This is a genomic window from Sphingomonas sp. Leaf257, assembly GCF_001422185.1.
In the GTDB taxonomy this organism is placed as follows: domain Bacteria; phylum Pseudomonadota; class Alphaproteobacteria; order Sphingomonadales; family Sphingomonadaceae; genus Sphingomonas; species Sphingomonas yabuuchiae.
In genome coordinates this window covers 42460-63500 of record NZ_LMMH01000023.1, presented here as the reverse complement: position 1 = coordinate 63500, position 21041 = coordinate 42460, and the positions used below count along the sequence as shown (strand labels likewise).

Below are 21041 nucleotides of genomic sequence, written 5' to 3'. Positions count from 1 at the left end.
GATGGGGATCACAGACACGGTGAAGCACGACATTCGTACCAAGGGCCGCGGCATCCGCGCGGGCGCAACGCTGATGCTGGTTGCACTGGCAACCGGCGCGCTGGCGCAGACCGTTCCGGATCAGGCCGTACCGGACACCGGCGGGCTGAACATCCCCTCGAACATGCAGCTGTTCGGCAAGCTGGACCCCAATGTCCGCAAGCCGACCGCGATCGTCAACGATACGGTGCTGACCCAGACCGATATCGACCAGCGCATGGCACTGGCCATGGCGCTGAACAATGTGAACAATCTGTCGGCCGAGGATCGCGACCGTCTGCGCATGCAGATCCTGCGCCAGCTGATCGACGAGACGTTGCAGATCCAGGAGGCCAAGACCGCCGAGATCACCGTCACGCCGGACGAAATCAACCAGGCCTATGCCCGCTTCTCGCAGCAGTTCGGCAAGACGCCCGCGGCGATGAACACGTTCCTCCGTCAGGTCGGCTCATCCGAAAAGTCGATGCGCCGCCAGATCGAGGGCGAGTTGGCCTGGAGCCGTTATCTGCGCAAGCGGGTCGAGCCGTTCGTCAATGTCGGCGACGAGGAAGTGACCGCGATCCGCAATCGCCTGGAAGCCGCCAAGGGCACTGAGGAGTATAACCTCAAGGAAATCTTCCTCTCCGCCAACGAGGCGACCGGGCAGCAGGTGTTCAACAACGCCCGCCAGATCATCGGCGAAATCCAGAAGGGCCAGCAGCCTTTCGAATATTTCGCACGCAGCTTTTCCGAGGCCTCGACCCGCGCAGTGAACGGCGATCTGGGCTGGGTCCGCGCGGCGCAGCTGCCGCCCGAGCTTCAGGCCGCCGTGGGCCAGATGCAGGTCGGCCAGGTCGCCGGGCCGATCCAGATTCCGGGCGGCTTCTCGATCCTGTATCTGACCGACAAGCGTCAGGTCCTGACCGCCGATCCGCGCGATTCGCGCCTGTCGCTCAAGCAGCTGACAGTCAAGTTCCCGGCGGGCACCACCCAGGCCCAGGCCAGCGCCCGCGCGGCTGAGTTTGCCAAGGCGACCCAGGCGATCCGCGGCTGCGGCGACGTACAGCGTGTCGCGACCGCCCTGAAGGCCGAGGTGGTCGATAACGATCAGGTGACGATCCGCCAGCTGCCCGCCCCACTTCAGGAGATCCTGCTGAAGCTGCAGGTCGGTGAAGCGACGCCGCCCTTCGGCTCGCCGGAACAGGGCGTCCGCTCGCTGGTCCTGTGCGGCCGCGAGGAACCGCGTTCGGGCAACCTGCCGACCAACGACCAGATCCAGAATCAGGTCGAGCAGCAGCGGGTGAACCTGCGCGCGAACCAGAAGATGCGCGACCTTCGTCGCGACGCGGTGATCGAATATCGTTAAGATGATCCGGCCGCTTGCGATCTCGATGGGCGACCCGGCCGGGATCGGGCCGGAGATCATCGCCAAGGCCTGGGCCGCGCGCCGGGAGGCACGGCTGCCGCCCTTCCTCGCGGTTGGGGACTCGCGTGCGATCGCGCGCGTCTGGAACGGCCCGACCGTCCGTGTCTCGGACATGGCGGCCGCGGTGGCCGCGTTCGACGAGGCACTGCCGATCCTGTCGGTCGACGATGCGGGCGAAATCCGCCCCGGCCAGCCCGATGTCGAGGGCGCACGGTGCGCGCTTCACGCGCTGGAGCTGGCGGTCGGGCTGGTACGCTCGGACGCGGCCAGTGCGCTCGTGACCGGGCCGGTCAGCAAGTCGCAGCTCTATGATATCGGCTTCACCCATCCCGGCCAGACCGAGTTCGTCGCCGAACGCTGCGGCGTGGCGGGCGAGAATGCGGTGATGATGCTGGCAGGCCCGTCCTTGCGGGTCGTGCCGATCACCACCCATGTCCCGCTGGCGGCGGTATCGAGCCTGTTGTCGGTGGAGCTGATCGTCGCCAAAGGCCGTGCCACTGCGCGCGGGCTGTGCAAGAATTTCGGCATTCGCGAACCCCGGCTCGTCTTTGCCGGGCTGAACCCCCATGCGGGCGAGAGCGGCGCGATCGGGCGCGAGGAAATCGACTTGCTGGAACCCGCCATCGCGCAGCTTCGCGCCGAAGGGATCGACGCGACCGGCCCGTTCGCGGCCGACACGCTGTTCCATCCGCGTGCCCGTGCCTGTTACGACGCCGCGCTTTGCTGCTATCACGACCAGGCGCTGGTGCCGATCAAGACGCTGCATTTCGACGAAGGCGTCAACATCACCCTGGGTCTGCCGATCGTGCGGACCTCGCCCGATCACGGCACGGCCTTTGGCCTGGCGGGGCAGGATGCCGCGCATCCCGGTGCGATGATCGCCGCCATCGCGATGGCCGGTGACGCCGCGCAGCGTCGGGCCGAAGCGGCCGCCTGACATGGATCCCATCACGCCGCTTCCCCCCTTGCGGGACGTCATCGCGCGCCACGGCCTGTCCGCCGCCAAGTCGCTGGGTCAGAATTTCCTGTTCGACGGCCAGTTGCTGGCCCGGATCGCCGCCATTCCTGGCGACCTGACCGACAGGCCGGTGCTGGAAATCGGCCCCGGCCCCGGCGGCCTGACCCGCGCGCTGTTGATGGCGGGAGCCAAGGTCACGGCGATCGAACGCGACCGTCGCTGCATTCCGGCGCTGGCCGAACTGGCGGAAGCCTTTCCGGATAGGCTCAAGGTGATCGAGGGCGATGCGCTGCGAATCAACGCGCCCGAGCTGTTCGAGACCAAGCCGCATATCGTCTCCAACCTGCCCTATAATGTCGGCACGCCGCTGCTGGTCGGCTGGTTGTCGGGCGCGTGGCTACCCTGGTGGCAGTCCTGCACGCTGATGTTCCAGAAGGAAGTGGCGGAGCGGATCGTCGCCGCGCCCGACCAGTCCTCCTATGGACGCCTGGCCGTGCTGACCCAATGGCGGAGCGAATCGCGGATCGCGATGCCGGTCCACCGTTCGGCCTTCACGCCACCGCCCAAGGTCATGTCGGCGGTCGTGCACATCACGCCCAAGCCTGCGCCCGAGGGGGTGAGCTTCCGCACGCTGGAACGCCTGACGGCGGCCGCCTTCGGCCAGCGCCGCAAGATGCTGCGCCAGAGTTTGAAGCCGGTTGCCGGGGCCGTGGAGGCGATGGAGTCCATCGGCCTCGACCCGGCCCGTCGGGCCGAAACGCTGTCGGTGGACGAGTTCGTCGCTCTCGCCCGCGCTTTGGGGTGAACAACCCTCCCCGTTTCGGGGAGGAATGCTCACCCCAATGACGCGGGCGAGAGCAGGATGATGTCAGGTTGATCCACCCCTCCCCTTTAGGGGAGGGGCCGGGGGTGGGGCGCTTCCGCAAACGCCGTGCCTGTGGTGATGCCCCACCCCAACCCCTCCCCTGAAGGGGAGGGGCTCGACTTGGGTCAACCCTATGTCATCCCGATCTAAGCCCCCCACTGGTGAGGGGTAATAGCCTTACGGTGTCGGCGGCGTCTTGCTGTCGACCTGCGCCGTCGTCACCGGCGCGGGCGGCCCCTTGGCGATTTGCGCAGAGAGCGCGGTCGCGTCGGCACAGTCGGTTTTGCAGAGCGTCTTGATCTTGGCAAGATTGTCCTTGGCACGCGCCACCGCGCCGCGCTGGACCAACGCCTCGCCCTGCCCCCGCAGCGCCCGCGTGTCGTTGGGATCGAGCAACAAGGCTTCCCGATACAGGCGGATCGCCTTGCCCGGCAGGCCGCGCGCATCCGCGACTTCGGCGAGCAGGATGAACGCCGCCCGATTGCGCGGATCGACCGTCACGGCCGTCTCCAGCATGTCGGTCGCGCCGTCCAGATTGCCCGCCGCCTTCAGCCCGCGCGCCTGTTCGAGCAACTGCATCGAGCGAGCATCGATCTGGCTGTCCGGGCGCTGACCGCTGAGCGAAGTGGAAAGCGAGACCACCGCCAATGCGGCGGCAGCAGCCAGGGACGACAAACGCATGAGGAACTCCGGACGTGGCACTAAGCCGAATGCTAGCATGGCGCCCGGAGGCAGGCGACAAAAAAGCCGTCCGTGCCATGGGTGGCCGGATCGAGCCGCTGGCCCAGGCCATGCGGTGTCCCGATCCCCGGTTCAATCGGCGCGGTTGACCAGCCGGGATGGCGCAACAGGAAGGCCACGACCTGCCCGCTCCCTTCTGCATCGAGCAGCGAACAGACGATATAGACCAGCCGTCCGCCGGGCTTGACCAGACCGGCGCCGATTTCCAGCACCTGCGACTGCATCGCACCGAGCCGGGCCAGCCGCTCTGGAGTCAGACGCCAGCGCGCCTCGGGATTGCGCCGCCAGGTCCCGGTTCCGGAACAGGGGGCGTCGATCAGGACGCCATCCGCCTTGGCCGCCCAGTCCGAAAGCATCTCGGCTTCGCGACCGGGGTTGAGCAGGCGGCTCTCGATGATCGTCGCCCCGGCCCGCTCGGCTCTCGGCGCCAGTCTCTGCAGCCTGGCACGGTCGATGTCGCAGGCGAGCAGCGCACCCTGATTGTTCATTGCCGCCGCCAGCTGAAGGGTCTTGCCCCCAGCCCCGGCGCAAAGATCGACCAGCCATTCACCCGGCTTCGCCGCCAGCGCTTCGCCGACCAGCTGGCTGCCTTCGTCCTGCACCTCGACCAACCCGGCGCGGTACAGGTCGGACTGTTCGACCGGCGTTCCGTTGGGCAGGCGGATGCCCATCGGCGCATGCGGCGTCACAGTGGCGTCGGGCCATTGCTCCAAAACCGCGTCCCGGGTCGTCGCCAGGCCGTTGACCCGCAGGTCGAGCGGGGCCCGATCGACCAGGGCGGCCTGCTGCGCGGCATCCAGCCCGGAGGCGGTCAGAGCATCGACCAACCAGGCGGGAGCAACGCCGCCCTCGGCGCGCGGTTCGTCAGGAGTGATCGGCGCAGGCCCATGCCCCGTCCCGTCGAACGTTGCGGCAATCGACGGATCCAGATCCGCCACCGCGAGCACGGCCGCACGTCCGGACGACGGCACCGGCCCGGCCTGCCGGATGGCGGCATAGACCAGCTCACGCACCGCACGCCGATCCTTCGATCCGGCATAGCGGCGCGTGGCGAAATAGCGTGCGATCAGTGTATCGGCGGCTGCGCCGCCGCTGGCGGCCGCGGCGACGATCTCGTCCAGCAACTCGATCGCCGCCTGGGTGCGGGCGCCGGGGGTCATGCGAAGCGCTCCGTCAGCTTAGCGGGTCGGGTAATTGGGAGCTTCCCGCGTGATCGTCACGTCATGGACGTGGCTTTCCTTAAGGCCCGCGCCGGTGATCTGGACGAACTGCGCCCGCTCGCGCAGATCTTTCAGCGTCGCCGAACCGGTATAGCCCATCGCCGCCTTGATGCCGCCGACCAGCTGATGGATGACGTCGCGCGCCGGGCCCTTGTAAGCGACCTGACCCTCGATGCCTTCGGGCACCAGCTTCATCTGGTCCTTGATATCGCCCTGGAAATAGCGATCCGCCGAACCGCGCCCCATCGCCCCGACCGAGCCCATGCCGCGATAGGACTTATAGGCGCGACCCTGATACAGGAAGGTTTCGCCCGGTGCCTCTTCGGTGCCAGCCAGCAGCGAGCCGACCATGCAGGCGCCAGCACCCGCCGCCAGCGCCTTGGCGATATCGCCCGAGGTGCGCAGACCGCCATCGGCGATCACCGGTACACCGGCCTTCCAGCCTTCCTCGGCACAGTCCATGACGGCGGTCAGCTGCGGCACGCCGACACCCGCGACGACGCGGGTCGTGCAGATCGAACCCGGCCCGATGCCGACCTTGACCGCATCCGCACCCGCATCGATCAGCGCGCGGGTGGCGGCGGCGGTCGCGACGTTACCGGCAATCACCTGCACCGTGTCGGACAGCTTCTTGGCGGCCTCGACCGCGCGCGCAACGTCACGGTTATGGCCATGTGCGGTGTCGATGATGACACAGTCGACCTCGGCCTCGATCAGGGCGCGGGTGCGCTCGAAACCCTTCTCGCCGACCGTCGAGGCCGCCGCGACACGCAGGCGGCCCGAGCCATCCTTGGTGGCCGACGGATAGGTAACGGCCTTTTCGATGTCCTTGACGGTGATCAGGCCGACGCAGCGATAGCTGTCGTCGACGACCAGCAGCTTCTCGATCCGACGGGCATGGAGGAGGCGGCGCGCCTCGTCCTGGCCGACGCCGACCTTGACGGTCGCCAGGTCTTCATGGGTCATCAGCTCGGACACGGGCTGCTGCGGGTTCTCGGCGAAGCGCACGTCGCGGTTGGTCAGGATGCCGACTAGGCGGCCGTCGAACTCGACGACGGGAATGCCGCTGATCCGGTGCCGCGCCATCAGCGCCTGCGCCTCGGCCAGCGTCGCGGTCGGCGAGATGGTGATCGGGTTGACGACCATGCCGCTCTCGAACCGCTTGACCTGACGGACGGCGGCGACCTGCTGCTCGACGGTCAGGTTGCGGTGGAGAACACCCATGCCGCCCAGCTGCGCCATGACGATCGCCATGTCGGCCTCTGTCACGGTGTCCATCGCCGCCGACAGGACGGGGATGTTGAGCGCGATCGAGCGGGTCAGTTGCGTCCGCGTGTCTGCGGTGCTCGGCAAAACGTCGGACTCCTGGGGTATGAGGAGCACGTCGTCGAAGGTGAGGCCGAGGCGGATATCCATGGGGCTGCCAAATCCTGCGGAGGGAACAAGTGGCGGGCCATGTAACCAAAGCAAGCCGTTCCCGCTAGGCCCTTGGTGCATCGCCATGCTAGAACACCGGCGGACCGATTATGGGGGAAGCCGTCCATGGGCCTGATTATCGCCGCGCTCGCCGTCCTGCTGGTGCTGATGTATCTGATGATGTCGATCAAGATCGTCCGCCAGGGCTATCAATACACCATCGAGCATTTCGGCCGCTATACGGGCACGGCGATCCCCGGTTTCAACTTCTACCCCGCCTTTTTCTATCGTGTCGGCCGCAAGGTTAACATGATGGAGCAGGTGATCGACATTCCGGGGCAGGAGATCATCACGAAAGACAATGCGATGATCTCGACCGACGGGGTCGTCTTCTTTCAGGTGCTGGACGCGCCCAAGGCGGCCTATGAGGTGTCGGACCTCTATGTCGCGCTGCTGAACCTGGTCACGACGAATTTGCGGACCGTCATGGGTTCGATGGATCTGGACGAGACGCTGTCGAAGCGTGACGAGATCAACGCCCGGCTGCTCAACGTCGTCGATCACGCGACGACGCCTTGGGGGGTGAAGATCACCCGCGTCGAGATCAAGGACATCCGCCCACCGGTCGATATCGTCAACGCCATGGCGCGCCAGATGAAGGCAGAGCGCGAGAAGCGCGCCAATATTCTGGAGGCGGAAGGCTCGCGCGCCTCGGAAATCCTTCGCGCCGAGGGCCAGAAGCAGGCGCGCATTCTGGAGGCCGAAGGCCGTCGCGAGTCGGCGTACCGCGACTCCGAAGCTCGCGAGCGCGCAGCGGAGGCGGAGGCCAAGGCGACGCGTGTCGTGTCCGAGGCGATCGAGTCGGGCGGCACCCAAGCCATCAACTATTTCATCGCGCAAAAATATGTCGAAGCGGTCGGCAAGTTCGCGACCAGCCCCAATGCCAAGACGATCCTGTTCCCCGTCGAGGCGACCCAGCTGATCGGGACGCTGGGCGGCATCGGCGAACTGGCCAAGGAGGCGCTGGGCAGCGGCAAGTCCGACGCCGCTACCCCACGCGTCACCACCAAGCAGGGGCCGTTCGACCAGTCACCGTCATGACGATCGGAGACATCGACCCCGCCGCACTCTGGCTGGCGGGGGCCTTGGCGCTCGGGATCGCCGAATTGCTGGTGCCGGGTGTATTCCTGGTCTTTCTTGCCGTGGCCGCGGGCGTGACCGCGCTGACGACCTGGGCGCTGCCAGACTTGCCGGTCGGGCTGCAACTGGCCGATTTCGCGGTCTGGAGCATGGTGTGCGTTGTCATCGGGCGGCGCTGGTATCGCGACTTTCCGGTGGAAAGCGACGCCCCCGTCCTCAACGAACCCGCCCGGCGGCTGCGCGGGCAGATTGTCACCGTCACCACCCCGATCATCGGTGGTGAGGGCCGCGCCCGGCTGGGTGACGGCGAATGGCCGGTGCGCGGGCCCGATACGGTCAGCGGGACGCGTTTGAGAGTCGCGCATGTCGATGGCGGGACGCTGCTCGTCGAGCCGATCGAGCCCGAGGTTTAACCGGCCGCTCAGCCCCGCTGCTGCGCCAACACCTCATAGGCCATGACTGCCGTCGCCACGGCCGCGTTCAGGCTGTCTGCCTTGCCCAGCATCGGAATCTTTACCAGCGTGTCACAGGCCTCGGCATATTCGGGCGGCATCCCCTGCGCCTCGTTGCCGGTCAGCAGGAAGGTCGGCGCGGTATAGCGCGCGGCGCGATAGTCCGAGTCGGTATCGAGGCTGAGCCCGACCAGCTGCCCCGGCCCCTGCCGCAGCCAGTCCAGGAAGGGCTGCCACTCGGTCCGCACGATCGGCACGGTGAACAGCGCACCCATGCTGGCGCGCACTGCCTCGACGGAAAAGGGATCGACGCATTCGCCGATCAGGATCAGCCCTCCTGCCCCCACCGCATCGCCGGTGCGCAGGATGGTCCCCAGATTGCCCGGATCGCGCAGACGCTCGGCGACCAGCCAGATACCGGATGCATTGCGGTCCAACTCGTCGAGCGTGACGCCCAACTCCTCGAACACGCCGACGACCGCCTGCGGGTTGTCCTTGCCCGACAATTTCGACAGAATGTCGGGCCTCGTCTCGATCGCCTCGCCCTCCGACGCCTCGACCGCCTCGATCAGGTCACGGACCAGCGGATGGCCCGCCGACGGCCGGGCATAGAATAACAGGGTCGGCAGCCGCCCCGTCTCGCGCGCCTCGGTCAGGATGCGCAGGCCTTCCGCCAGGAACTGGCGGGATTGCTTGCGATGACGCTTGTCGCGCAGATCGCGGGCCCACTTGATCAGCGGGTTGGAGTAAGCGGTAATTTCACGGGGCATCAGTCTTCGCCGAACTTCGCTTCCACCAGCGCGGCCAGCGCTTCCACCGTCTCGCCCGCGCCGTCACCCGCCGCGCTGATCGTGATGGTGTCGCCCATCGCGGCACCCAGCATCATCAGGCCCATGATCGACGTGCCCGTCACCGTGCTGCCGTCCTTGGCCACCCGCACTTCGCAGGGCTGGGTCGAGGCGAGCGTCACGAACTTGGCGCTGGCACGCGCATGAAGGCCCCGGCGGTTGGTGATCAGGACGGATCGCGTCTGCTCCGTCATGCGGCGGCCTCGCCCAGTACTTCGGAGGCGACCGAGATATATTTGCGCCCCGCCTCGCGCGCAGCGGCTACGGCATCGACGACCTGCATCGACTTGCGCGCCGAGCCCAGCCGGATCAGCATGGGCAGGTTCATTCCCGCAATCACTTCGACCCGGCCCCGCTCCATCAGCGAGATGGCGAGGTTGGAGGGCGTGCCGCCAAAGAGATCAGTCAGGACGATCACGCCGCGCCCGGCATCGACGGTGGCAATGGCGGCGGCGATATCGGCACGCCGCTCCTCCATGTCATCCTCCGGCCCGATCGCGATGGTGGCGATCCGCTCCTGCGGGCCGACCACATGTATCATCGCGGTCACGAACTCATCGGCGAGCCGCCCGTGCGTCACCAGAACCAGACCGATCATGTCAGACACGCATATCCATCATTGTTTGGCCGGCCTGGCTTCCAAAGAGTCTTTCGGCACGGCACCCAAATCACGATGCACCACCGTGGGGGAAAAACCGCTCTGGCGCAACCGTCCCGCGATGCGTTCGGCGACATGGACCGATCGGTGTCTCCCGCCGGTACAGCCTATCGCGATGGTGATGTAGGATTTCCCGCTCGCGATATAACGCGGCACCAGCGTGTCGAGCAACTTCTCGATCTGCCCCACGGCCGTCTCATAGACTGGGTCATGCCGGATATAGTCGATGACCCCCTTGTCCAAGCCGGTGCCGGGACGCAGCTCGGCCGACCAGTGCGGGTTGCGCAGGAACCGCATGTCGAAGACCAGGTCGGCGTTGCGAGGCAGCCCCTTGGAAAAGCCGAAGGACATCACCGTCAGCACCGGCTCGCTCAGGCCGTCGACCGCGTAATTGGCACGCAGCCAGTTGCCGAGGTCATTGCTGGTCATGTTGGTCGTGTCGAGCAGCCGGTCAGCCATGTCACGGACCGGAGCCAACAGGGCGCGCTCATGCGCGATGCCGTCATCAGCGGCCCGGTCCATCGCCAGCGGATGGCGGTGCCGCGTCTCGGCATAGCGGCGCTTCAACTCCGCGCCGCCGCAATTCAGGAACAGCGTCTCGATGGCGAGATTGGGGCGCTCGTTCAGACGCCGTATGCTCTGGGTGATCTGGTCGGGCGCGAAATCGCGGGTCCGCACGCCGATGCTGATCGCCAGCGGCCGGTTCTTGCCCTCCATGCCCTGGGGCGGCGCGGCCTCCAGCAGACCGTTCAGCAGGAAGAGCGGCAGATTGTCGACCACCTCCCAGCCCAGGTCTTCCAGCGTCTTGAGCGTGGTCGAAGTGCCGGCCCCGGACATGCCGGTCACCAGCAAGATGCGTTTTCGGTCCATTACGGGCATTCCTTGAGGCGAGACGCCAGCAACTCGACCTTGATCGGGGCCGAAGCGGGACGCGGATTGAGCCGGTATATAGGGAGTGAGACGCCCGCGATCACGGTCTGTCGTGCCTCGGGCAGACGTTCTTCGGCATCCGGGTCGACACGCAGTTCGACGACGAGGCCGATGGTCGCGCTGGCCCGGTACGGATAAGGCAGGATGCCGGCGCCCCGAACCTCGATCAGTCCGGCGATCCGTTCCGGCACGGTGACATGCAGAGTGCCATCCCTGGCCGTTGCCGCGACATAATCGTCCCCGATCAGCACCGCTCCCCGGTCGATCAACCGCAGCGCCAGATCGGATTTTCCGATTCCCGACGGTCCGCGCAGCATCACCCCGATGCCGCCGATCGTCACGCAGGTGGCATGGATGAGTTCACCCATCAGACGATCGCAGCCAGCGGCAGGCGCACCACGAAGCGTGCCCCGCTCATCCGGTCCTCGCGCGACTCGACATGAATGCGCCCCTGATGCGCCTCGACGATGGTCCGGGCGATGGCGAGGCCCAGCCCGGAATGGCGTCCAAAATTCTCCGAGCTCGGACGGATCGAGTGGAAGCGGCGGAAGATCGCCTCGCGCGCTTCCTCGGGCACGCCGGGCCCCTCGTCCTCGACCCGTACGACCCAATCGTCCGGTTCGCCCGCAAGGCTGATCGCGACCACCCCCTCGTCGGGGGAAAAGGACAGGGCATTGTCGATCAGGTTCTCGAACACCCGCTCCAACCTTGCTCCTTCGCCGGATACCATCGCCGGGCCCGGCTCGGTCGAGTCGAAACGAAGGCGGATGCCCCGTTCGACCCCGCGTGCCTCGCGCTGTGCGATCAGTCCGGCCAGAAGGGCATTCAAATCGACGGGATCGAACTTGGCCCGGCTCAGCTGGGCATCGAGCCGCGAGGCATCGGAAATGTCGGTGATCAGCCGATCGAGGCGCCGCACATCGTCGCGAACGATCGCCAGCAACTGCGCTTGGAGGTCCGGGTCGTGGACCGTCTCCAGCGTGTCGACGGCGGAGCGGAGCGAAGCAAGCGGGTTCTTCAACTCGTGCGTCACGTCCGCCGCAAAAGCCTCGGTCGCGTCGATCCGGGCACGCAGCGCCAGGCTCATGTCGGAGAGCGCGCGGGCCAGCATCCCCAGTTCGTCGCGACGATCGGGCAGGCGCGGCACGACGACCTCCCGCGCCCGGCCCAGCCGAACCCGCACCGCCGCGCGTGCCAGCCGCCGCAACGGGCGGACGATGGTGCGCGCCAGGAACAGCGACAACAGCACCGAGATCAGCGCCACCAGCGCCAGCAACACGCTCAACCGGAACCGTTCGATCCTAACCGTCTCGGTGATGAAGCGTGCATTCTCGGTCGCCATGAGCGCCCCGCCGCTCGGCAACGGCGCAGCGGCGGTGATGACCGGCGTGCGATCGGGCGCACGCCAGACCGAGGCGGAGACACGTCCGTCCCGCGCCGCACGGACGTCCGGCCATTCCGCACCGCCGCGACGCTCGCGATAGAGCGGCGGCCGGGCCGCGCCGACCACGGTGTCGATCCCGGCGTCCAGGAAGCGGGCGATCGCCTGCCCCCAATCCTGCTTGTCCGGATCGCGGAGTACGACGTTGCGCACGCCCAGCGCCCGGCTATCCGCGACCAGTCGCCCGGCGGCATCGAACAGCCGGATGCGCCCGCCTGTATCGCGCGCCAACCGAACGACCAGCAGGTCGCGTTCCTCGCTGCGTACCGAACTCAGCGCCTCGCCCATCAGCCGCACTTCGCGCAGCGACTGGGCCTCCCGGTTGTCGAGCAGCCGGGCGCGATAGGAATCCAGATAGAAAAACCCGCCCGCCAGCAGCAGCAGCGCAAAGATGTTGAGCGCCAGAATCCGCTGGGTCAGCGAAATCTGACCCGACCAGCGCAACGCCAGGTCGGGGGCTTCACTCCTCGGAGAATCGGTAACCGGCGCCATAGAGCGTCTCGATGGCGTCGAATTCAGGATCTACCTGCCGGAATTTGCGGCGCAGGCGCTTGATATGGCTGTCGATCGTGCGGTCGTCGACATAGATGTCGTCCTGATAGGCGGCATCCATCAGCTGGTTGCGGGTGCGCACGATGCCGGGTCGCTGCGCCAGCGTCTCGAGAATCAGGAACTCGGTGACGGTCAGCGTGACCGGCTCGCCCTTCCACGTCACGCGGTGCCGCGCCGGGTCCATGGCAAGCTGCCCACGGGTCAGCGGGCCCTGCGCATCGGCGGCGGGCGTGCCCTGCGGCGTGCCGACATATTCGGACCGACGCAAAATCGCCCGGATACGCGCGATCAGCAGCCGCTGCGAAAAGGGCTTGGCGATATAGTCGTCCGCGCCCATCGCCAGACCCAGCGCCTCATCCAGCTCGTCGTCCTTGCTGGTCAGGAAGATGACGGGAATCTGGCTCTTTTCACGCAGGCGACGGAGCAGCTCCAGCCCATCCATGCGCGGCATCTTGATGTCGAAGATCGCAAGGTCTGGCGGGTTGTCGATCAACGCCTTCAGCGCCGCCTCGCCGTCCGCGTAAACGCGCGTGACGAAACCCTCGGCCTGAAGCGCGATCGATACCGATGTCAGGATGTTCCGGTCGTCATCGACCAGCGCAATGGTGGCCGTCATGCGACCGCCCCCGGACCCGTGTCATGCGAAAAGACCGCCATGGCCCTCGGTTAAGCCAAAGTGAGACACGGCTCAACCATCTTCGCCATACAGCGTGTTTGACGTGTTTAACAAATGGCGTATGGGACGATCCAACGCATACGTATTCGCGTGCGGTGAAACAGCGCCGGGCCGTCAGGACCCGCCGCCTTGGGGAACGAGGAAGCTCTTATGAACGAACGGATTCCGGAGATCGGTCTGCAGGCCCAGGGGATCGAAACCCGTGCCACCCTGCATTGGAACCTCGTCACCGCACGGCTGATCGAAACCGCCGTCGCACGCGGTGAGGGCAAGCTGTCGGCCGACGGTCCGCTGGTCGTCGAGACGGGCGAGCACACCGGCCGTTCGGCGCAGGACAAGTTCATGGTCCGCGACGACACGACGCGCGACACCGTCTGGTGGGGCAAGACCAACAAGCCGATGAGCCCGGACGATTTCGCCGCGCTGAAGGCCGATTTCTTCGCCGCGCTCGGCCAGAAGGAAGACCTGTTCGTCCAGGACTTGTATGGCGGATCGCAGCCCGAGCACCGCGTCCGCGTGCGCGTCGTGACCGAGCTGGCCTGGCACAATCTGTTCATCCGCACGATGCTCGTTCGTCCCGAAGAGCATGAGCTGCGCAAGTTCGCCGCCGAATACACCATCATCGACCTGCCCAGCTTCCGCGCCGACCCCGCGCGTCACGGCTGCCGCTCGTCGACGGTGATCGCGGTCAACATGACCGAGAAGCTGATCCTGATCGGCGGCACGCGCTATGCGGGCGAGATGAAGAAGTCGGTGTTCGGCCTGCTCAACTATCTGCTGCCGACCACCGGCGTGATGCCGATGCACTGTTCGGCGAATATGGGCGCGGACGGCTCGACGGCCGTGTTCTTCGGCCTGTCGGGCACCGGCAAGACGACCCTGTCGGCCGATGCCAGCCGGACGCTGATCGGCGATGACGAGCATGGCTGGTCGGACACGGCGGTCTTCAATTTCGAGGGCGGCTGCTACGCCAAGATGATCCGCTTGTCGCCCGAGGCCGAGCCGGAGATTTTCGCGACCACCAAGCGCTTCGGCACGGTGCTCGAGAATGTCGTCATGGACCCGGTCACGCGCCAGCTCGACCTGAACGACAACAGCCTGGCCGAGAATAGCCGGGGTGCCTATCCGATCGACTTCATCCCCAATGCGTCGAAGGACAATATGGGGGGCGTACCGCGCAACATCGTCATGCTGACGGCGGACGCCTATGGTATCCTGCCGCCGATCGCTAAGCTGACGCCCGAACAGGCCATGTATCACTTCCTGTCCGGCTATACCGCCCGCGTGGCGGGCACCGAAATTGGCGTGACCGAGCCGGACGCGACCTTCTCGACCTGTTTCGGCGCGCCGTTCATGCCGCGCCATCCTTCGGTCTATGGCAACCTGCTGAAGGAGCGGATCGCCAAGGGCGGGGTCGATTGCTGGCTGGTCAACACCGGCTGGACCGGCGGCAAATATGGCGTCGGCAACCGTATGCCGATCAAGGCGACCCGCGCGCTGCTCAACGCCGCGCTCGACGGCAGCTTGAACCAGGTCGAGTTCCGGACCGACCCGAATTTCGGCTTCCAGGTTCCGGTGTCGGTGCCCGGCGTCGATGCGGCGATCCTGAACCCTCGCGACACCTGGGCAGACAAGGCCGCCTATGACGCGACGGCGGCCAAGCTGGTCGATCTGTTCAACGAGAACTTCAAGCAGTTCGCCGACCATGTCGACGAAGGCGTTCGCGCGGCGGCGCCGAAGGGAACGGTTGCGGCCTGACGGATCGGGGGAGGCGTTCTATAAGAATGCCTCCCGTTCATTTGAAACTGGTATGCCAGTCATCGCGAGATAATCGCCAACCCGGCAACCGCCCCCACTTCCCTCTCCCCTGGATAGGGGAGAGGGGTAGCGGAGCTTGCCAGCCTGCTGGCTAGCGCAGCTTGGGTGAGGGGTTGAGCGAGCCTTTGGCTCGCGTGCTCGCAGAGCGAGCGCAACACCCCTCACCCAGCTTCGACTAGGCCTTTGCTTTCGCAAAGACCAAGTCTTCGCAACCCTCTCCCCTCTATGAGGGGCGAGGGGAAAAGACGGGCATATTCGAATGTCATTCAGGCAAGACGAGAAACCTTACTCCGTCTCCACCTCGGCCAGATCCGCCACCGGCAGCAGCTTGCTCAGTGGACGCACCGCCTGTTCGCCGATCGGTGGCGAGTCGATGCTCTTGCCGCCGGTGTCGATATTCAGCGCTTCGAAGCGTCGCGCACTGGTCAGCACCTGGCTCTCCAGGCTGCCGACAAAGGCGTTATAGGCGGTCATCGCGGTATCAAGGTTCTTGCCCAACTTCGACACATGGCCGCCCATCACGGCAAGGCGGGCATAAAGTTCTTTGCCCAGCGCTCCGATCTGCCGCGCTTCCTGCGCCAGCTTCTCCTGCCGCCAGACCGCCGCGACCGTCCGCGCGATCGCGATCAGATTGGTCGGGGTAGCCAGCAACACGCGCTTGTCGAACGCGAAATCCCACAGAGTCGGATCATTCTCGAGCGCCGCCGACAGGAAATGCTCGCCGGGGACGAACATGATGACATAGTCGGGCGCGTCCTCGAACTGGTTCCAATAGCTCTTGTTGCCCAGACCGTTGACGTGCGCGCGCATCGCGGCGGCATGGCGCGCCAGCCCCAACTGCCGCTCGGGCTCATCGACCGCGCCAAAGGCATCCTGATAGTCGTTGAGCGACACCTTGGCGTCGATCACCAGTGCCTTGCCGCCCGGCACACGTACGATCGCATCGGGGCGCAGGCGACCGCCCTCGCCGTCATCGACGCTGACCTCGGTCTGGAAATCGGCATGTTCGGACAGGCCGCAGCTCTCCAGCACGTTGCGAAGCTGCTGCTCGCCCCAGCGTCCGCGCGCCTTGGGAGCGTTGCGCAGCGCATTGACCAGCTTGGCCGCCTCGCCCGAGACGCGCTCCTGGCCGATCCGCATCGCCTCGATCTGACCCTTCAGTTCGCCGAATGCGTCGCGGCGCTCGTCCTCGACCTTGCGCACGCCTTCCTCATAGCGCTGGAGCCGCTGGTGAACGGGATCGAGCAGCGCCTTGAGCGTCTGGCCGGAGGCCTCCTCCGACTGGCGGAAGCGCGCCTCTGCGCGTTCCAGAAACTGGCGCTGGGCAACTTCCAATGCCCGAGCAGCGGCCTCGCCGAACTGGGCGTTGATCTGTTCGCGTGCCTGCCCCAGCGCCTCCAGCGTCTGGGCATAGGCCGTTTCGCGCTCCTGCGCGCGAGCCCGCAACTCGGCCAGCTCGCGATGCGCGGCGTTGCGCTCGGCCTCGACGGCATCACGCGCCGCCCGGATGACATCGAGATCGGCGGCGCGGCCGCGCAGTTCGGCCAGCGCCTGAAGCGCCTCGCTCCGGTCGCGCTCGGCGGCGTCGCGGGCGGCACGCAGCGGCTCTACTTCCCCCGCACGGGTCTTGGCGGTCGCCAGTTCGGCGGCCAGGCCATCGGCCTTTCGCCGCGCGGCCATCCAGCCGACCACGCCCCCCAGCAACAGGGCGAGCAGGGCAACGGCGATCAATTCGGGCATTTCGACAACCTGTCAGACTGAGGGACAGGTCGGAACATAGAACGAACGAAGCCGGTCGAACAAGGTCATTCGACCGGCCGAGCCGGGAAAGGTCAGCCCTTGCGCATCTTGTTCAGCTTGCGCATCAGCATGTCGCGCTTCAACCGGCTGACATGATCGATGAACAGCACGCCGTTCAGATGATCGATCTCATGCTGCATGCAGGTCGCGAGCAGTCCGTCGAGTTCCGCCTCATGCGCCTCGCCCTTTTCGTCCAGCCACTTCACACGGCAGGATGCAGGCCGCTTCACCTCGGCATATTGCTCGGGGATCGACAGGCAGCCCTCATTATAGGTGGACAGCTCGTCGCTGACCGACAGGACTTCCGGGTTGATATAGGCCTTGGGATTCTTGACCGGCTTGCCTTCCTCATCCTCTTCCTCCTGCAGGTCGATGACGAGAATGCGCTGGTCGACGCCGACCTGGATCGCGGCGAGGCCGATGCCGTGCGCGTCGTACATCGTCTCGATCATGTCGGACACGAGCTGGCGGACGGTGTCGTCCACCGTCTCGACAGGCTTGGAGACGAGACGCAGGCGGGGGTCGGGAATTTCGACGATCGGAAGAATGGCCATGACGATTTCGCTACGGTCAGCGACCCGAACCGTCAAGCCAGCGGATCAGACCACCGGCCGACGTGCGCGCAGCGCCTGGGCCAGCGTGCCTTCATCCAGATAGTCCAGTTCGCCACCCACCGGCAGGCCATGGGCAAGCTGGGTCACGCGGACCGGAAAGCGCTCGATCCGCTCGGCGATGTAATGGGCGGTGGTCTGTCCCTCCAGCGTGGCGTTCATGGCGAGGACGACTTCGTCGATGCCGCCGCCCTCGATCCGGCGAATCAGCGCGTCGATCGTCAGGTCCTCGGGCCGCACGCCCTCCAGCGCCGAGAGCCGTCCGCCCAGCACATGGAAGCGCCCCGGAAACAGCCGCGACCGCTCCAGCGCCCAAAGGTCGGCGACTTCCTCCACCACGCACAACGCGCCCGCATCGCGCCTGGGGTCGGCACAGATCGCGCAGGGATTGGCGGTGTCGATATTGCCACAGGTCGAGCAGGTCTCCAGCCGCTCCTCGACCGCCCCCAGCGCGGTCAGCAGCGGCACCAACGCCGCCTCCCGCTTTTTCAGCAGGTGCAGGACCGCGCGGCGAGCCGATCGGGGGCCAAGGCCAGGAATACGCGCCAGCGCCTGGGTCAGCGCCTCGATCTCGGGGGATGCCATGTGTGAACAGATAGGGGGTTGCGCGCCGTCCCGCCAGCGCAGAGAGGCGTTGCCATGCGGATCATCTTCATGGGTACGCCGGGCTTTGCCGTCCCGGTTCTGCAAGCGCTGGTCGAGGCCGGGCATCAGGTCGTCGCCAGCTATAGCCAGCCGCCACGTCCCGGCGGGCGGCGCGGGCGACAGCTGGCCCCCTCGCCGGTGCAGCAGACGGCGGAAGGTCTGGGCATAAATGTGATGACCCCGGTATCTCTGCGCTCGGCGGACGAGCAGGCACGCTTTGCCGCGCTGGAGGCCGATGTCGCGGTGGTCGCCGCCTATGGGCTGATCCTGCCGCAGGCGATCCTCGACACGCCGCGCTTGGGCTGTCTGAACGTCCATGGCTCGCTGCTCCCGCGCTGGCGCGGCGCGGCCCCCATCCAGCGGGCGATCCTGGCGGGCGATGTCGTGACGGGCGTAGGCATCATGCAGATGGAGGCGGGTCTCGATACCGGACCGGTCCGGCTGGAAGGATCGACGCCGATCGGACGCAAGACGACGGGCGACTTGACCGACGAACTGGCGACGATGGGGGCCGAGCTGATGGTCAAGGTCCTGGCCGGCCCCGAACGCTACCCGGCGCGGCCCCAGCCTGCCGAGGGTGTCACCTATGCCGCCAAGATCGACAAGGCCGAGACGCGGCTGGATTTCGCCAGGAGCGCGGTCGAGCTGGAGCGGCAGGTCCGCGCCTTTCATCCCGCCCCCGGTGCGTGGTTCGAATATCAGGGTGAGCGGATCAAGCTGCTGTCGACCCAGCCGGTCGACGGCCATGGTGCCCCCGGCGAGGTGCTGGACGACCGGCTGACCATCGCCTGCGGGGAAGGCGCGCTCCGGCCGGTCAGTGTTCAGCGGGCCGGACGTGGCGTATCGAGCACCGACGATCTGCTGCGCGGCTTTGCCATCCCGGCGGGGACGCGGCTTTGACGCGATTTGCGCTGACGGTCGAGTTTGACGGGCGGCCCTTCATGGGCTGGCAGCGCCAGTCGCATGGCCCCAGCGTTCAACAGGCGCTGGAGGACGCCGTCCATGCCGTCACCGGCGAACGCACCGCCGTTCACGCCGCCGGACGGACCGATGCGGGCGTGCACGGCATGGCGATGCGCGCGCATGTGGACATCGCCAAGGACATCGCCCCCTTCCGCCTGATGGAGGCGATCAACGCGCGGATCAGGCCGAACCCCGTCGCGGTGCTGAATTGCGTGACGGTACCGGACGACTGGCATGCGCGCTTTTCGTGCATCCGGCGATCCTATGAATATCGCATCGTCAATCGCCGCGCGCCGCTGACCCATGAAGCCGGATTGGCATGGCAGGTGCCCCAGCCGCTCGACGAAGCCGCCATGGCGGACGCCGCCGCGCGGCTGGTCGGGCGGCATGACTTCACGACCTTCCGCTCGGTTCATTGCCAGGCGGACAGCCCGGTGCGGACGCTCGACCTATTGTCGGTCGAGCGGGTCGATACACGGCTGTACATCCGCGCCGCCGCGCGGTCCTTCCTGCATCACCAGGTGCGGTCGATGGTCGGGTGCCTCGCACTGGTCGGCATGGGCCGCTGGTCACCCGACGATGTCGAAGCGGCGCTGAACGCCCGCGACCGCGCGCAGTTGGGGCTGAACGCGCCGTCAGACGGGCTTTTCTTCGTCGCGGCGGATTATCCGGACGAAGGCTGACGCGAGAAGCGCGCAGCCAGTTCGACATGGGTCGACCAGCGGAACTGGCCCACCGGCTGCACCCAGTCGAGCTGCCACCCCTGATCGACCATCGCCTTGGCATCGCGCGCGAAGCTGGACGGATTGCACGAGACATAGGCGACCGCGCGCACCTCGGCGCTGGCCAGCGCATCCGCCTGGTCCCGCGCGCCTGCACGCGGCGGATCGAGCACGATGGCGTCGAACCGGTCCAGCTCCGCCTTGGTCAGCGGGCGACGGTACAGGTCCCGATGTTCGGCAAAGACCATCTTTCCTGCGCCATTCGCCGCGCCCTTCAGCGACAGGATGGCATCGCGCGCGCCCTCGGCGGCATAGACCTTGCCCGGCAGCGCCAGCGCGAAAGTGCCGAGGCCAGCGAACAGGTCTGCGGTGGTGCGGGGATTGCCCACCGCCTCGCGCATGGCGGCGACCAAAGCCGCCTCGCCATCGGCGGTGGCCTGTAGAAAGGCGCCGGGCGGCAGGGGAACCCCGACACCGCCCAAGGTGATCGTCACGGGCTCGGGCTCCCAGCGGGTTTCCGCGCCCAGCCCGTCATCGACCGAGAAACGCGCAACGCCGTGCCGCTGGCAGAAGGCGATGATCGTCTCGGCCGCTTCCAGCCCGTCGGGCGAGAAGCTGGTGACGAGGATGTCCGCCCCCTGATCGGCCAGCGCCAGATGGACGTCGCCGCGCCGCTTGAACCCCAGCCGCTGGAGCAACGCGCGAAGCGGGGCGACCAGCGCGAACAGCGTGGGGTGAAGGATATGGCATTCGGCCATGTCGACGATGGCGTGGCTCTTTTCCTCCGAAAAGCCGATCAGCACGCGCCCGCCCTTCGCCTCGGCATGGAGCGTTGCGCGACGGCGGCTGTGCGAGGGCGAGCAATGCGTGGGGCGCAGCGGCGCGGTCAGGCCCTGCGCGTCAAGCGCGGAGGCGATGCGGTCGGTGACGAACCCGGCATAGCTTTCGTCGTCCAGATGCTGGAGCTGGCACCCGCCGCAGCGCGGGAAATGGCCGCAGGGCGGGGTCTGGTGATGCGGGCCGGGCATGACGGTGCCGTCGGCCGACAGGGTGTCGCCGGGTGCGGCAAAGGCGGCGTGGCGGCCGGTCGCGGTCACGCCGTCGCCCCGGGCGGCGACGCGGATGATGGTATCGCTCATGC

The 21041-nt window shown here is 66.8% G+C and carries 22 protein-coding genes; 8 read left to right on the top strand and 14 right to left on the bottom strand.

All coding sequences use genetic code 11. The features are described 5' to 3' along the window. Position 1 precedes the first annotated feature (1 nt). Genes ASF14_RS11170 through rsmA form a run of 3 tightly spaced genes read left to right on the top strand, consistent with a single transcriptional unit; the run spans position 2 to position 3207 of the window. Positions 2 to 1384, top strand: a complete 1383-nt coding sequence (locus ASF14_RS11170; RefSeq protein WP_168371524.1) for a peptidylprolyl isomerase — start codon at positions 2 to 4, stop codon at positions 1382 to 1384. 1 nt (position 1385) lies between these two features. Further along, the gene (gene pdxA, locus ASF14_RS11165; protein ID WP_082442201.1) at positions 1386 to 2381 is read left to right on the top strand and encodes a 4-hydroxythreonine-4-phosphate dehydrogenase PdxA; all 996 of its coding nucleotides are present in this window, start codon (positions 1386 to 1388) and stop codon (positions 2379 to 2381) included. Position 2382: 1 nt separating this feature from the next. Then, complete coding sequence (rsmA, locus tag ASF14_RS11160; RefSeq protein WP_056435319.1) at positions 2383 to 3207, top strand: 16S rRNA (adenine(1518)-N(6)/adenine(1519)-N(6))-dimethyltransferase RsmA; 825 nt, start codon at positions 2383 to 2385, stop codon at positions 3205 to 3207. A 237-nt stretch (positions 3208 to 3444) separates the two neighbouring features. Here the strand turns inward: rsmA and ASF14_RS11155 are convergent, their stop codons facing one another. The 3 genes from ASF14_RS11155 to guaB are packed head-to-tail and all read right to left on the bottom strand — an operon-like array spanning position 3445 to position 6644. After that, the gene (locus tag ASF14_RS11155) at positions 3445 to 3948 is read right to left on the bottom strand and encodes a tetratricopeptide repeat protein (RefSeq protein ID WP_156361155.1); all 504 of its coding nucleotides are present in this window, start codon (positions 3946 to 3948) and stop codon (positions 3445 to 3447) included. Between the two features lie 32 nt (positions 3949 to 3980). Beyond that, a complete protein-coding gene (locus ASF14_RS11150; RefSeq protein ID WP_056434867.1) occupies positions 3981 to 5168 on the bottom strand; it encodes an RsmB/NOP family class I SAM-dependent RNA methyltransferase in 1188 nt (395 codons plus the stop codon). Between the two features lie 18 nt (positions 5169 to 5186). Continuing rightward, complete coding sequence (guaB, locus tag ASF14_RS11145; RefSeq protein WP_056434866.1) at positions 5187 to 6644, bottom strand: IMP dehydrogenase; 1458 nt, start codon at positions 6642 to 6644, stop codon at positions 5187 to 5189. A gap of 126 nt (positions 6645 to 6770) precedes the next feature. Between guaB and ASF14_RS11140 the strand changes: the two genes are divergently transcribed. Further along, positions 6771 to 7745, top strand: a complete 975-nt coding sequence (locus ASF14_RS11140; protein ID WP_056434865.1) for an SPFH domain-containing protein — start codon at positions 6771 to 6773, stop codon at positions 7743 to 7745. Beyond that, entirely contained in the window at positions 7742 to 8197 is a 456-nt protein-coding gene (locus ASF14_RS11135) for an NfeD family protein (protein ID WP_056434864.1), read from the top strand. Before ASF14_RS11140 ends, ASF14_RS11135 begins: the two co-directional genes overlap by 4 nt. 8 nt (positions 8198 to 8205) lie before the next feature. Here the strand turns inward: ASF14_RS11135 and ASF14_RS11130 are convergent, their stop codons facing one another. The 7 genes from ASF14_RS11130 to ASF14_RS11100 are packed head-to-tail and all read right to left on the bottom strand — an operon-like array spanning position 8206 to position 13281. Further along, a complete protein-coding gene (locus ASF14_RS11130) occupies positions 8206 to 9006 on the bottom strand; it encodes a TrmH family RNA methyltransferase (protein ID WP_056434863.1) in 801 nt (266 codons plus the stop codon). Then, entirely contained in the window at positions 9006 to 9278 is a 273-nt protein-coding gene (locus ASF14_RS11125) for an HPr family phosphocarrier protein (protein ID WP_056434862.1), read from the bottom strand. Before ASF14_RS11125 ends, ASF14_RS11130 begins: the two co-directional genes overlap by 1 nt. Next, on the bottom strand, positions 9275 to 9682 hold the full coding sequence (locus ASF14_RS11120) for a PTS sugar transporter subunit IIA (RefSeq protein WP_042482384.1): 408 nt from the start codon (positions 9680 to 9682) through the stop codon (positions 9275 to 9277). The genes ASF14_RS11125 and ASF14_RS11120 overlap by 4 nt, the downstream gene beginning before the upstream one ends. A gap of 18 nt (positions 9683 to 9700) precedes the next feature. Then, on the bottom strand, positions 9701 to 10612 hold the full coding sequence (gene rapZ, locus ASF14_RS11115; RefSeq protein ID WP_156361154.1) for an RNase adapter RapZ: 912 nt from the start codon (positions 10610 to 10612) through the stop codon (positions 9701 to 9703). Then, positions 10612 to 11040 (bottom strand): HPr kinase/phosphorylase, encoded by a 429-nt coding sequence (locus ASF14_RS11110; RefSeq protein ID WP_056434860.1) that lies wholly within the window; start codon positions 11038 to 11040, stop codon positions 10612 to 10614. Before ASF14_RS11110 ends, rapZ begins: the two co-directional genes overlap by 1 nt. Next, positions 11040 to 12605 carry a sensor histidine kinase gene (locus ASF14_RS11105; RefSeq protein ID WP_056434859.1) on the bottom strand — a complete coding sequence of 522 codons (1566 nt, stop codon included), beginning with the start codon at positions 12603 to 12605 and terminating at the stop codon, positions 11040 to 11042. Before ASF14_RS11105 ends, ASF14_RS11110 begins: the two co-directional genes overlap by 1 nt. Continuing rightward, a complete protein-coding gene (locus ASF14_RS11100) occupies positions 12574 to 13281 on the bottom strand; it encodes a response regulator transcription factor (protein WP_056434858.1) in 708 nt (235 codons plus the stop codon). Before ASF14_RS11100 ends, ASF14_RS11105 begins: the two co-directional genes overlap by 32 nt. Before the next feature lie 210 nt (positions 13282 to 13491). On the opposite strand from ASF14_RS11100, the gene ASF14_RS11095 reads away from it, so the two are divergent. Beyond that, positions 13492 to 15099, top strand: a complete 1608-nt coding sequence (locus ASF14_RS11095; protein WP_056434857.1) for a phosphoenolpyruvate carboxykinase — start codon at positions 13492 to 13494, stop codon at positions 15097 to 15099. Positions 15100 to 15444: 345 nt separating this feature from the next. Here the strand turns inward: ASF14_RS11095 and rmuC are convergent, their stop codons facing one another. From rmuC to recR, 3 genes are all read right to left on the bottom strand, one after another. Then, positions 15445 to 16899, bottom strand: a complete 1455-nt coding sequence (rmuC, locus tag ASF14_RS11090) for a DNA recombination protein RmuC (RefSeq protein WP_056434856.1) — start codon at positions 16897 to 16899, stop codon at positions 15445 to 15447. 92 nt (positions 16900 to 16991) lie between these two features. After that, a complete protein-coding gene (gene def, locus ASF14_RS11085; RefSeq protein WP_056434855.1) occupies positions 16992 to 17513 on the bottom strand; it encodes a peptide deformylase in 522 nt (173 codons plus the stop codon). A 45-nt stretch (positions 17514 to 17558) separates the two neighbouring features. Continuing rightward, positions 17559 to 18155 carry a recombination mediator RecR gene (gene recR, locus ASF14_RS11080; RefSeq protein ID WP_056434854.1) on the bottom strand — a complete coding sequence of 199 codons (597 nt, stop codon included), beginning with the start codon at positions 18153 to 18155 and terminating at the stop codon, positions 17559 to 17561. Positions 18156 to 18209: 54 nt separating this feature from the next. Between recR and fmt the strand changes: the two genes are divergently transcribed. Together fmt and truA are read left to right on the top strand one after the other, a co-directional pair. Then, positions 18210 to 19115, top strand: a complete 906-nt coding sequence (gene fmt, locus ASF14_RS11075) for a methionyl-tRNA formyltransferase (RefSeq protein WP_056434853.1) — start codon at positions 18210 to 18212, stop codon at positions 19113 to 19115. Further along, positions 19112 to 19861, top strand: coding sequence for a tRNA pseudouridine(38-40) synthase TruA (gene truA, locus ASF14_RS11070; RefSeq protein WP_056434852.1), 750 nt, complete (start codon positions 19112 to 19114; stop codon positions 19859 to 19861). The genes fmt and truA overlap by 4 nt, the downstream gene beginning before the upstream one ends. On the opposite strand, the gene ASF14_RS11065 is transcribed toward truA, so the two are convergent. Next, the gene (locus ASF14_RS11065) at positions 19843 to 21039 is read right to left on the bottom strand and encodes a class I SAM-dependent RNA methyltransferase (RefSeq protein ID WP_056434851.1); all 1197 of its coding nucleotides are present in this window, start codon (positions 21037 to 21039) and stop codon (positions 19843 to 19845) included. The two genes, truA and ASF14_RS11065, sit on opposite strands and share 19 nt — an antisense overlap. Between the last annotated feature and the right edge of the window lie 2 nt (positions 21040 to 21041).